The following is a 12150-nucleotide window of genomic DNA, read 5'->3' on the forward strand; positions in this document are numbered from 1 at the left end:
TGCTGGCCGTAGGCTGGGTGGGTGAGTTCCAGTGAGTTCCCCGTCACGCCTGCGGGCCGCGACGACGACACCCCCGACACCGAGGACGCCGGTGCGACGGACAGTGGCGTGCCCGTACTGCGTGACCCCGTCCTCGTCGCCGCCTTCGAGGGCTGGAACGACGCCGGCGATGCCGCGAGCGGAGCCGTCGAGCACCTCGAGTTGACCTGGGACGCCCAGCCGCTCGCCGAGCTGGACTCCGAGGAATACTACGACTACCAGGTCAATCGACCCACGGTGCGGCAGGTCGACGGTGTCACCCGGGAGATCGTGTGGCCCGCCACCCGCCTGTCGGTGTGCTCGCCTCCCGGCAGCGACCGCGACGTGGTTCTGCTGCGTGGGATCGAACCGAACATGCGCTGGCGCAGCTTCTGCGAGGACCTCCTCGAGCTGATCGACCAGCTGCAGATCAACACCGTGGTGATCCTCGGGGCGCTGCTCGCGGACACCCCGCACACGCGGCCGGTCCCGGTGACGGGCAGCGCATACAGCAGTGAGGCCGCCGAGCGGTTCAAGCTCGAGCAGACCCGCTACGAGGGGCCGACCGGGATCACCGGGGTGCTGCAGGACGCGTGTGTCCGGGCCGGTGTGCCTGCCGTGTCGTTCTGGGCGGCCGTGCCCCACTACGTGTCCCAGCCGCCGAATCCCAAGGCCACGGTGGCGCTGCTGCAACGCGTCGAGGATGTCCTGGACATCGAGGTTCCCCTCGGAGAACTCCCGGCCCAGGCAGACGACTGGCAGGAAGCCGTCACCGAGATGACCGCGGACGACGAGGAGATCGGCGAGTACGTCCGTTCCCTCGAGGAGCGCGGCGACGCCGAGACCGACATCTCCGACGCCATCTCGAAGATCGACGGTGACGCGCTCGCCGCCGAGTTCGAGCGATATCTCCGCAGGCGTGGGCCCGGCAGCTTCGGGCTGTGACGAAGAACTCATCCGAGTCGCTTCGTTCCTCGCTCCAGCGCACGGCGCTCTACGCCGGCGGTTTCCTCGGTCCGTTCGGCGGCGGGGTCGTCGCGTCGATCCTTCCCGAGATCGGGGACGACCTCGGCGTGAGTGCGTCCGCCGCGGCGGGCTCGCTGACGGCGTACCTGCTGCCGTTCGCGTTGCTGATGCTCGTCTCGGGCACGCTGGGCGCGCGGTGGGGGCAGACGCGGACCGTGCGGATCGCGTACGGCGTCTATCTGCTGTCGTCGCTGGCGTGTTTCGTGGCGCCGACGCTGCCGCTCTTCCTCGGCGCCCGCGTGCTCCAGGGGTGTTCGAACTCGTTCACGACGCCGCTGCTGCTGGCGGCGCTCGCCGCCTCGACTCCGCAGAAGCATCTGGGCCGGGCACTGGGGGTCTTCGGCGCCTTCCAGGCCGCAGGAACGTCGAGCGCGCCGCTCGTCGGCGGGCTCGCGGCGGAGGTCGACTGGCGCCTCGCCTTCCTCGTCATCGCCCTCGTGGCCGCGGTGCTGGGTCTGGTCGGCGTTCCCGACAGCGCTTCCGCCGAGCCGGGGGCACCGCGCCCGCGACTGCGCGACGCCCTCACCCCGTCGGTGCTGAGAATCGGGGTGGTGGCACTCCTCGGCTGGGGTGCACTCGGTGGGCTGAGCTTCCTGGTGGCGTTCCGCGCCGAGGACGCCTTCGGGCTGAGCCCGACCCAGCGCGGGCTGCTGCTCACCGGGTTCGGCGTGGCAGGCATCCTCACCGCCCGCCTCGTCGGCGGTGTCATCGACAAGATCGGGGCCCGGGCCGCCGTTCTGATCGGCGCGGTCGGCGGGGCGATTCTCGTCGCGGTCGCCGGGACCGTGTCTCTCCTCGCGGTCGTGGCCGTGGCGTGGTTCGCGGCCGGAATCGCCGGTCAGTTCGTCCTGGTGGGTGTCAACGCCGCCGTGCTCGGGTCGCCGGGCCCGAACCGGGGCGGCGCGGTGTCCGTCGTGCAGGCGCTGCGGTTCATGGGCAACGCGCTCGCCCCGATCACCCTCACCCCGGTGTATTCGGTGTCGCCCGCGGCCGGCTTCCTGCTGCCCGCCCTGCTCCTCGCCGTGCTGGCCCCGCTGCTCATGCCCCGCGACCGCGCACCCGCCTGACACGACTTCCGGGAGGACTGTGAGGTGTTCCTGATTCCCACGTAACGTGCGCGCAGCCGTTACGACACTCCCGAGGCGGAGCCTCGACGCATGGCCAACACACCGAGTTCGAGCAAGCTGCTGGTCGTCGGCAACGGTATGGCCGGCGCACGCACCGTCGAGGAGATCCTGAACCGCGGCGGCGGCGAGCGTTTCGAGATCACCATGATCGGCGACGAGCCCTACGGCAACTACAACCGGATCATGCTCTCGCACGTGCTGTCCGGGGAGGCGGCCGCCGACGACGAGGACCTCATCCTCAACCCCATGGGCTGGTACACCGCCAACGGCGTCAAACTCCACGCCGGCGACCGCGCGGTCGTACTCGACCGGTTCGCGAAGACCGTCACCTGCGAGAGCGGCCGCGTCGTCGACTACGACGTGCTCATCATCGCCACAGGAAGCAACACGTTTTTCCCCAACATGGACGGGTTGCGCGAGCACGACGGGCGCCTGGCCCGCGGGGTGTTCGGATTCCGGAACATCGCCGACACCAACGGCATGCTGCAGATGGCGCAGGCCCGCGACGACGTGTCCGCGGTGGTGATCGGCGGCGGCCTGCTCGGTCTGGAGGCCGCGTACGGGCTGCGCACACAGGGGCTCACCGTCAACGTCGTCCACTCCCCCGGGCACCTGATGAACCAGCAACTCGACGAACGCGGTGGCAGCGTCCTGCGCGCCGAGATCGAGAAACTCGGCGTCGGCGTCCACACCTCGATGCGGACCACTGCCGTGCTGCGCGACGAAGCGGGCCTGGTGACCGGGGTGTCGTTCGTCGACGGCTCCACCCTGGACGCCGACATGGTCGTCGTCACCGCCGGAATCCGGCCCAACACCGAACTCGCACGGGCCGCCGGGCTGGTGGTCGAACGCGGCGTCGTGGTGGACGACCAGATGCGCTGCGAGGACGAGGGTTCCGTGTACGCCGTCGGCGAGTGCGCACAGCACCGTGGGGAGACCTACGGCCTCGTCGCCCCGGTGTGGGAGCAGTCGGTCATCCTCGCCGAAGTCCTCACCGGCTCCAATCCCGAAGCGGCGTACGTCGGTTCGCGCACCACCACAAAACTGAAGGTCGCCGGTGTCGACGTGGCCGCGATGGGCGTCAAGGGACCGGAGACGGCGGACGACGAGTTCGTCCAGTACTACGAACCGCGCAGCGGCACGTACAAGAGCCTCGTCGTCCGCGACGGCAAGCTGATCGGCGCCACCCTGATGGGCGACATCAGCAAGGCGGGTTTCCTCACGCAGGCGTTCGACGGCAAGGTGCCGCTGCCCGAGGAGCGGATCAGCATGCTCTTCGACGTCGGATCCCCGAGCGCCGCGACGAGTGTCGCCGATCTCCCCGACGACCAGCAGGTGTGCAACTGCAACGGCGTGAGCAAGGGCGATCTGGTGGCGTGCGTCCATTCCGGCGCCAAGACCCTCACCGACGTCTGCGCCCAGACCCGGGCCGGCAAGGGCTGCGGCTCGTGCAAGGGACTCGTCGCCGACATCGTGGCCTGCGCCGCGGGCGGCGAACTCGAGGCCGACCCCTCCGCGGACTGGTATGTGCCCTGCATCCCGATGACGAAGCCCGAACTCATCGCGACCATCCGGGAACGCGATCTCCGCGCCGTGTCCCAGGTGTTCGCCGAGCTTGCGACGGACGCGAAGGAGGACGCGTCCGCGAAGATGCCCCTGGCCTCGCTGCTCCGCACCATCTGGGGGCCCGACTGGGTGGACGAGCGCGGCGCGCTGTTCATCAACGACCGCGTGCACGCCAACATCCAGCGCGACGGCACGTTCTCGGTGGTCCCGCAGATGAAGGGCGGCGTCACCACGCCTGAGCAACTCCGCACGATCGCCGACGTGGCCGACAAGTACGGCGTGCCGCTCGTGAAGGTCACCGGCGGGCAGCGCATCGACCTGCTCGGCATCAAGAAGGAAGACCTCCCCAAGGTGTGGGGTGACCTCGACATGCCGTCCGGGTTCGCGTACGGCAAGAGCATGCGCACGGTGAAGACGTGCGTCGGAACCGATTTCTGCCGCTACGGTCTCGGCGATTCGACGAGCCTCGGCATCGCGCTCGAGGAGCGGTTCCAGGGCCTGGAGACGCCGGCGAAGCTGAAACTCGCGGTCGCCGGGTGCCCACGTAACTGCTCGGAGGCCCTGTGCAAGGACTTCGGTGTGGTCGCGGTCGGCGACGGCCGATGGGAAATCTACGTCGGCGGCGCCGCCGGAGCGCACATCCGCAAGGGCGATCTGCTGGCCACGGTCGAATCACCGGAAGCCGTAGTGGAACTCGGCGGCAGGTTCATCCAGTACTACCGCGAGAACGCGAAATGGCTCGAACGCACGTACGACTTCGTGCCGCGGGTGGGACTCGAACATCTTCAGGCGCTACTGGTCCGAGACGAGGAGGACATCGTGACGGGATTGGACGAGCGGATCCAGACGGCGGTGGACGGCTACCGGGATCCCTGGAAGGAGCGCAGCGCGCCGAAATCGCCCGCACAGTTCGCTCCGTCGCTCCCGCTGCTGCCGCTTCCCCAGGTGCCGGTCCGATGACCGCCCTGATCGAAGGGCCTTCCGAGGTCGCGGTGGGGCCGGTCAGCGACCTGACGCCGGGCGAAGGCCGGACGTACGTCGTGCTGAACCGTCAGGTGGCCGTATTCCTGTTGTCGGACGGCACCGTTCGGGCGATGGACGCGGTGTGCCCGCACAAGGGCGGTCCCCTCGCCGACGGACAGATCGACGCCACCGGCGTGATGTGCCCGCTCCACCAGTACGCGTTCGCCTTCGACACGGGCGCCTGCGCATCCGAGGGTGTGGGCTCGGTCCGCACCTACTCCGCCTCGGTTCGCGAGGGGTCGGTGGTCGTGCACGTGTGAGTGGCCGCTCACCGGCGCTGTGTCCTGATACGGCGTGCCTTTCGGGAAAGTCCCGGCACCGCTGTCATCATGAGCTCAAAGCTGCAGCTGAAGGGGCACGTCGCATGGACAGATCGCTGGTCGCGTGAATACCGTCGCGAGTCCGGAACGGCGACGCCGATCCGGTAGCCGTCCTCCGGTCGGTGTCCAGCCGGCCGAGACCGTGTTCCGCGCGGACATCGAGGGGCTGCGGGCCGTCGCCGTGCTGGCCGTGGTCCTCTTTCACGCGGGCGTCCCCGGAATCGGCGGAGGGTTCGTCGGCGTCGACATCTTCTTCGTCGTCTCGGGGTTTCTCATCACCGGGCTGCTGTGGCGGAACGTCGCGACCACCGGCCGCGTGCGGTTGGCCGAGTTCTATGGTGCGCGGGCCCGCAGGCTGCTGCCCGCCGGGTGCATCGTGCTGGTGGCCACTGCGATCGGTGCGGCCCTGCTCCTGCCCCCTCTGCAGGCCCGCGCGGTCCTCGGTGACGGGATCGCCAGTGCGCTGTACGTCGGCAACTACCGGTTCGCCCTGCACGGCACCGACTATCTGGCCGCCGACGCGCCCCCGTCACCGTTCCAGCACTACTGGTCGCTCGGCGTGGAAGAGCAGTTCTACCTGCTGTGGCCGGCGCTGATCATCGGGGTCGCCTGGCTCGTCCGGCGCAGGACACGGCGCCTCGACGCGGATGAAACACCGTCGACGACCCCGTATCTGATCGTGCTCGCCGTGGTCGCGGCAGTGTCGTTCGCGGTCTCGCTCGACTGGACCAGCACACTCCCGCCGTGGGCGTTCTTCTCGTTGCCCGCCCGCGCCTGGGAACTGGCCGCAGGCGGGTTGGTCGCCCTGTCGGTTCGGCACTGGCAGCGGCTGCCGTCGGTGGTCGCCGCCGCAGCCGGGTGGACGGGTTTCGCGCTGATCGTCGTCGCCTGTGTTCGACTCGGTGAGACGACGCCCTACCCCGGAACCGCCGCGCTGGTGCCGGTCGCCGGCACGGTGCTGGTGATCGGGGCGGGGTGTGCCGCGCCCCGGCTGGGGGTCGGGCGGAGCCTGTCGCTGCCGCCGATGCGGGCGGTCGGTCGGGTGTCCTATTCCTGGTACCTGTGGCACTGGCCGGTGCTGCTGCTCGCGCCGATCGTGCTCGGCCGCTCGCTCGACCTGACCGATCGTCTGGCGATGGTCATGGTGTCCGCGGGTCTGGCCGGACTGACACTGGTCCTGGTCGAGAATCCCGTCCGCTTCGCTGCTCCGCTGCGTCGTTCGGCCTCGCGCAGCCTCGTACTCGGCGGCGCCGTCACCGCCATCGCTGTCTGTGCGGCACTGGTGCTGCTGATCGCGCGGCCGGTTCCGGTCGGACACGGAGCCGCGGCCACAGCCCTCACCGTCTCTGCGCCGGCCGAATCGGCGCCTACCGCAGTCGATCCGCGCGACGCGGCGGTGCAGGACATGACCGCGCAGGTGCAGACGGCGGTCGCGGAATCGGCAGGGCTGCAAGCGGTCCCGTCGAATCTGTCTCCACCGCTCGCCGACGCGCCGGCAGACAAGCCGGAGGTGTTCGTCAACGGCTGTGTGCGGTCGTGGCTCGAAGTGGGTCAGGGCGAGTGCGCGTCGGGGGACGTGGCGTCTCCGACGACGGTGGCGCTGGTCGGCGATTCGCATGCCGCGATGTGGGCCCCGGCATTCGAATCGGCCGCCGAGCAGAATCATTGGCGGCTCGAGACGATGGGCAAGGTCACCTGCCCGCTCCTCGACCTCCCACTCACCAGCCCCTACCTCGGGCGGGAATACACCGAGTGCGAGCAGTGGCGCGGCGAGATCGTCGACCGTTTGCGGACCGAACGGCCCCGGTTGGTCGTGCTGAGCATGTCTCGGCGGTACGGCGCCGATTTCGGTTTCACCGTCTACGGTCAGGCATGGCTCGACAGCCTGACCCGGCTGGTCACGGAACTGCGGGCCACGGGCGCGGCCGTCCTCGTCCTCGGACCGATCCCGGATCCGCAGTCGACCGTGCCGACGTGCCTGTCCGCCCACCTGGACGACGCGACCGCCTGCTCGCCGCCCCGGCCGGTCGCGGTGAACGACGCCGGCGTCGCGGCCGAGGCGGTGGCCACCGCGGCAGGCGGCGGACGGTACGCCGACCTCACCGCCCTGTTCTGCACCACCGAGCGCTGCCCCGTCATCGTCGGCAACGACCTCGTGTACCGCGACGACAACCACCTGACCCTCGAACACGCTCAGGCACTCTCGCCCGTCGTCGCCGCGCTGGCCGACCGGGCACTCGCACCGGGCTGAGCGGTAGCGAAAGTTCCTGCAATCACATCCGGTTCGGGTGACACATTCGGTTCCTGGCCGGTGTCTCATGCCGAGAGCACAACAACTGGAGGAGGAATTGTAGCCGGCAATACCCGGATCCCGAAGGCCGAGCTGACCGGCATCTACGGCGCGGTCGTCAAGCGGATGTCCCGCAAGATGCTCGGCGAGGTGGCAGAGCCGGTCGAGGCCGACGGCGCCAATCGGACGTGTTCACGCCGCTGAGCGAGACGTGCTCGAGTACGCCGAAGCGATGACCCATACCCCGCCGACGGTCACCGACGAAACGTCGGCCAGGCTGCTCGAGGCGCTCGGCCCGGCCGCGCTGGTGGAACTGACCGCGTTCATCGCCCTGGCGAATCTCATGACACGCACCAACACCGCGTTCGGCATCGAATCACAGGGCTTCGCGACGGCGTGCGGCCTGAAGCCCCTCGCCGCACCCTCGACAACGTGAGCGACGTCGAAATGTCAGCCGACGTCGTACGACAGTACGAATTCGTAGCCGCTGTCATCGGGCCCCGCGATGGACAGGTCCGCGCTGCCGCGTAGGTCGACCAGACCGCCGGTGCCCATACCCGGCACCACCTCGATCCGGGCCGACACCGAACCCTGATCCTGGCTGCCGATGTGCTGGAACACGCACGTCCCGTCGTGCCCGCCGATCGAGCCCTCGAAACGCTCGAGACCGAGCACCGGCGCGGCATCGGCCTTGTACGCGATCAGATAGACCACGGTGCTCGTTCCCTCGATGTCCCCGAAGTACGAGTACGCGACGGTCGCTCGGTTGGCTCCGCGCGTGGGGTAGTAGGTGTCGCCGGCGGTCGTGCCTTCGCCGTCGATGTCGACGATCACCGATTCCGACCACGCGGCGATGGAGAACTTGCCTCGTGCAGTGTGTGAGTAGCTCATGACACGTGACTCTAGGTACGCGACAGCGTGCGGTTCTTGAACATTCGCGACACTAGGATGAGCGAATGCCGACTGTGCCGGGACACCCCGAGGCGATCGTCCGCCCGACGGCCGCCGCACCGGGGTTCGAGGTCGAACGGGTCGCTCCCCGAGAGGCTTTGGCCGAGTTCGTCGATTACCACTGGCTGGTGAGGTGGTCGGTGCCGACGCCCCATCGACAGCAGGTGGTGCCCCAGCCCCGCGTTCATGTCGCTGCCGAGGACGGACAGTTGCTGGTGCACGGGATCTCCCGGTCGCCGTTCTACCGAACATTGACCGGGAACGGTCACGTGCTGGGAGCCGCCTTCCACGCCGGAGGGTTCCGGCCTCTGCTGAAGGGCAGTGTCGGCGCGATCTCGGGAACCGTCCAGCCCGGTCGGCATCTGCTCGCCGGTGACGATCGCCCGGTCGCGGAGCGGATCCTCGCCGGCACGGACAGCGCGGAGATGATCGACGCCTTCGAGCGATACCTTCTCCGCACCGATCCCGTTCCGGATCCGACGGGACGAGAGATCACAGCCCTGGTGGGCGACGCCCAGTGCAACCGCGACATCGTCCGGGCAGACCAGCTCGCCGCACATGCCGGCTGCAGTCTGCGCACCCTGCAACGGGCTGTTCACCGAGTACGTCGGTATCGGCCCGAAGTGGGTGATCCAGCGATTCCGCATCCTCGACGCGGCCGGCGCCGCGCACTCGGGCGAGAGGATCGACTGGTCGGCGCTCGCCTACGAACTGGGGTTCAGCGACCAGGCTCACCTGACCCGTGTCTTCACTCACGTGGTCGGGACACCACCGGCCACCTATCAGCGCACTCACGGCCTGCTGTAGAGCGGCCGGGCTCGGTTCACTTCGCGAAGCCGAGCCCCCGCTCCGCGAGTTCCTCCTCGAGGATTCGGATCGCCTTCGGTCCGACGCCGTGGATCTTCAACAGTTCCTTGGCGGTGACCGTCGTCAGTTGATCGAAACGCGTATAGCCGTGGGACGCGAGCTCACGCCGGGAGACCTTCCCCATGCTTGCCGGAAACTCTGTCTGACCTGTGGTGTCGGAAGTCGACATGTCCGTCCTTTCTACTCGTTGTGCTCGGCGTGCAGGTGGGCACGCTCCCCGTCGTGGTCGAAGATCGTGAGGATCTCGACGGGACCGTCGTGGGCGCCGATGGAGTGCGGCACCATGGTCGAGAACTCCGCTGCGGCACCGGCTTCGACAAGTATGGTTCGCTCACCGAGCTGCAGGCGGGCCGTCCCAGACAGCACCGTGAACCACTCGTGGCCGGGGTGCACACTCACATGCTCCGGGCCGGCGGGCCGATCGGGGGTGATGCGCATCTTCGCCACGGTCGCACCGTGGAGCGCGCGTTCGCGGGACAGCAGCCAGATCGTCAGGCCTCTCGTGTGTTCGGGCTGCGGCCGGATCACCACGTCCTCGTCCTCGACGGACTCGACGAGCTGATCGAGCGTGGTGCCGAGGGCCCGCGCGATCGGGACCAGTTGGTCGAGGGCGATCCTGCGGTGGCCGGTCTCGATGCGGCTCAGCGTGGACGGACTGAGAAAGCAGCGCGCAGCGAGCACGTCCAGTGACCAGCCGCGGGCCAGCCGAAGCCCCCTGATGCGTTGACGGATCACGCTGTCCAACCCGACTTCTTGCGTCATAGGCAAGAGTGTATGCGTGCAACGCAGGGTGTGGCTAGCCTGGAGCCATGACACAGCATTCCCATCATCACAGCAGTCACCACGGCGGGCACACTCCCGAGCACGAGGCGGCGCTCGCGGATCTACTGGACCTGGACGCCGAGGTGCTCGGGTCCTACCTGGATTCGGTGGCCGAATGGGTCGGACAGCGCACCCGAGACACCCCGCGGCGGGTCGTCGACGTGGGTGCGGGCACGGGCGTCGGCAGCCTGACCCTGGCTCGACAATTCCCCGCGGCAGAGGTGATCGCGATCGACAGGTCGGAGATGATGCTCACGCGCCTGCGCACGGCCGCGCACGGGCAGGGGCTGGCCGGCCGAGTGAGCGTCGTGCACGCCGATCTGAATGTCGCCTGGCCCGCAGTGGGCGCGGCGGACGTCGTGTGGGCAGCCTCCTCGTTGCACGAGGTCGCCGACCCCGACCGGGTGCTCCAGGACATGTACGGCGCGCTGAACACCGGTGGCGTGCTGGTGGTCGTCGAAATGGACGCGCTGCCGCGCCTCCTGCCGGACGACCTCGGCCTGGGCCGCCCTGGCCTGGAGACGCGCTGCCACGAAGCCTTGGCGCGATTGGACTGGAACGCGCACCCGAACTGGCGGACCCACGTGGAACGGGCCGGTTTCGTAGACGTCGAGGAGCGCAGTTTCACCAGCGAGGCAACCCCGGCCCCGCCGAGCACCGGACTCTATGCACAGAATTTCCTGCGCCGCATTCGCTCCGCGCTCGACGGACAACTTGCCGCCGACGACCGCGACACTCTCGATCACCTTCTCGCGGACGACAACCCCGACAGCGTCCTGCACCGAGGGGATCTGACGGTGCGGGGCAGCCGGACCGTCTGGATCGCCCGACGCCCCTGAACCGCCGGACGGAGTGGAACTCCCTCACGCCGTCCGTGCCTGCGGGAACCGGCTCACCTGGAAGTGGTGAGTTGCGGCGGGATCGGACCCCTCGGCGGGGCTCGGAACCTTACCGAGATCATTCGGTGTATTTTGCGGTTCCGTCTCGGACCGATTCAGTAGACTGACGATGTGCCGAATCAGGAAAACGCCGAATTCGCAGGCAGCGAGCCGAAGGTGCCGTTCCCCAAGCCGGAACGCGACATCGATCTCTACCGCCGGGCGATCGCCACCCTCCAGGCCGCCCTCCCCCACGGCTGGACGTTGACGTCCGGAAAGTCCCGCTCCCTCGCCGACGCACCGGAACGGTTGCTGGTCGGCGCACCCAACGGCGAGGTGGCGTCCTTCTCCGTCATCCCCGCCCGAGGGGTGCTCGCCGGGGACGCCGCCCGGTTCGCCGACGGATTGTCCGGATCCGATCGCGGATTCGTTTGCGCCCGTTACCTTTCCGAGCCGGTTCGCCGTCAACTCGACGCCAGGGGTCTCTCCTACGCCGATGCGACGGGCAACACCTCCCTGGCGGCGGACCGGCCTGCGATCTGGGTGCGCGACCGCGGCGCGGACGCCGACCCGTGGCGTGGCCCCGGCCGTCCGGCCGCCCAGCTGACCGGCGATCCCGCCGCCCGGGTCGTGCGCGCCCTCGCCGATCATTCGGGTCAGCTGACGGTTCCCGAACTCGTCCGACTGTCCGGCGCGTCCACCGGCGCGACCTATCGGGTGGTGGAAACCCTGGAGGAACGCGATCTGCTCGAACGACTCCCCCGTGGCCCCATCACCAGCGTCCGGTGGCAGCAGATGCTGCGCGCCTGGAGCAGTGACTCGAGTTTCAAGGACTGCCCCACCGTCGGCTACTTCGCACCCGAGGGAGTGCAGTCGTTCGTCGCGAAACTCGGAAAGGTCTCCGGCCACCTCTACGCGGTGACCGGGTCACTCGCCGCGGCGGCGTTCGTCGAATACGCGCCGGCGCATCAGGTCCAGATCTACGCCGACCACGGCGAAGCGCTGGCCGGCGCACTCGAGCTACGCCCCGTCGATCAGGGTGCCAACGTCCTCGTCGCCACGCCCCGATCGGCTGCGGTCTTCGAGCGCACCCTGTTCCGCGACAACGTTCGTCTGGTCGCCCCGGCCCAGGCCTTCGCGGATCTTCTCGCCGGCACCGGTCGTCATCCGCAGGAGGCGGAGCACCTCCTCGACTGGATGACCGAGAACGTGACCGAGTGGAGAACAACCCTCGGCGCACCGACCGTTACCTGACCGATCAC

At 68.9% G+C, this 12150-nt stretch carries 10 protein-coding genes and 2 pseudogenes; 9 read left to right on the top strand and 3 right to left on the bottom strand.

Annotation, left to right across the window (positions count from 1 at the left end; translation table 11 throughout):
• Positions 1-21 precede the first annotated feature (21 nt).
• From PSR88_RS04375 to PSR88_RS04400, 6 genes and pseudogenes are all read left to right on the top strand, one after another.
• A complete protein-coding gene (locus tag PSR88_RS04375) occupies positions 22-963 on the top strand; it encodes a PAC2 family protein (protein WP_009473532.1) in 942 nt (313 codons plus the stop codon).
• On the top strand, positions 960-2111 hold the full coding sequence (locus tag PSR88_RS04380) for an MFS transporter (RefSeq protein WP_016880759.1): 1152 nt from the start codon (positions 960-962) through the stop codon (positions 2109-2111). Before PSR88_RS04375 ends, PSR88_RS04380 begins: the two co-directional genes overlap by 4 nt.
• A gap of 90 nt (positions 2112-2201) precedes the next feature.
• Entirely contained in the window at positions 2202-4697 is a 2496-nt protein-coding gene (nirB, locus tag PSR88_RS04385; protein ID WP_016880760.1) for a nitrite reductase large subunit NirB, read from the top strand.
• Positions 4694-5020: a Rieske (2Fe-2S) protein gene (locus tag PSR88_RS04390; protein ID WP_016880761.1), complete on the top strand. Its 327-nt coding sequence runs from the start codon at positions 4694-4696 to the stop codon at positions 5018-5020. The genes nirB and PSR88_RS04390 overlap by 4 nt, the downstream gene beginning before the upstream one ends.
• A gap of 124 nt (positions 5021-5144) precedes the next feature.
• On the top strand, positions 5145-7331 hold the full coding sequence (locus PSR88_RS04395; RefSeq protein WP_016880762.1) for an acyltransferase family protein: 2187 nt from the start codon (positions 5145-5147) through the stop codon (positions 7329-7331).
• Positions 7332-7496: 165 nt separating this feature from the next.
• Positions 7497-7806 (top strand): annotated as a pseudogene (locus PSR88_RS04400) (carboxymuconolactone decarboxylase family protein).
• Positions 7807-7820: 14 nt separating this feature from the next.
• On the opposite strand, the gene PSR88_RS04405 reads toward PSR88_RS04400, so the two are convergent.
• Positions 7821-8261: a DUF3224 domain-containing protein gene (locus PSR88_RS04405; protein WP_016880764.1), complete on the bottom strand. Its 441-nt coding sequence runs from the start codon at positions 8259-8261 to the stop codon at positions 7821-7823.
• A 65-nt stretch (positions 8262-8326) separates the two neighbouring features.
• Between PSR88_RS04405 and PSR88_RS04410 the strand changes: the two are divergent.
• A pseudogene (locus tag PSR88_RS04410) lies at positions 8327-9128 on the top strand (helix-turn-helix domain-containing protein).
• A 16-nt stretch (positions 9129-9144) separates the two neighbouring features.
• Here the strand turns inward: PSR88_RS04410 and PSR88_RS04415 are convergent.
• Positions 9145-9357, bottom strand: a complete 213-nt coding sequence (locus tag PSR88_RS04415; protein WP_009473542.1) for a hypothetical protein — start codon at positions 9355-9357, stop codon at positions 9145-9147.
• Positions 9358-9368: 11 nt separating this feature from the next.
• Entirely contained in the window at positions 9369-9950 is a 582-nt protein-coding gene (locus PSR88_RS04420) for a helix-turn-helix domain-containing protein (RefSeq protein ID WP_029538147.1), read from the bottom strand.
• A 47-nt stretch (positions 9951-9997) separates the two neighbouring features.
• On the opposite strand from PSR88_RS04420, the gene PSR88_RS04425 reads away from it, so the two are divergent.
• Together PSR88_RS04425 and PSR88_RS04430 are read left to right on the top strand one after the other, a co-directional pair.
• Complete coding sequence (locus PSR88_RS04425) at positions 9998-10849, top strand: class I SAM-dependent methyltransferase (RefSeq protein WP_009473544.1); 852 nt, start codon at positions 9998-10000, stop codon at positions 10847-10849.
• 171 nt (positions 10850-11020) lie between these two features.
• On the top strand, positions 11021-12142 hold the full coding sequence (locus PSR88_RS04430) for a helix-turn-helix domain-containing protein (RefSeq protein ID WP_011594092.1): 1122 nt from the start codon (positions 11021-11023) through the stop codon (positions 12140-12142).
• Positions 12143-12150: the final 8 nt, after the last annotated feature.

Origin of the sequence: Rhodococcus sp. DK176, from assembly GCF_038447315.2 — a bacterium.
GTDB classification, from domain to species: Bacteria; Actinomycetota; Actinomycetes; order Mycobacteriales; family Mycobacteriaceae; genus Rhodococcus_F; species Rhodococcus_F jostii_A.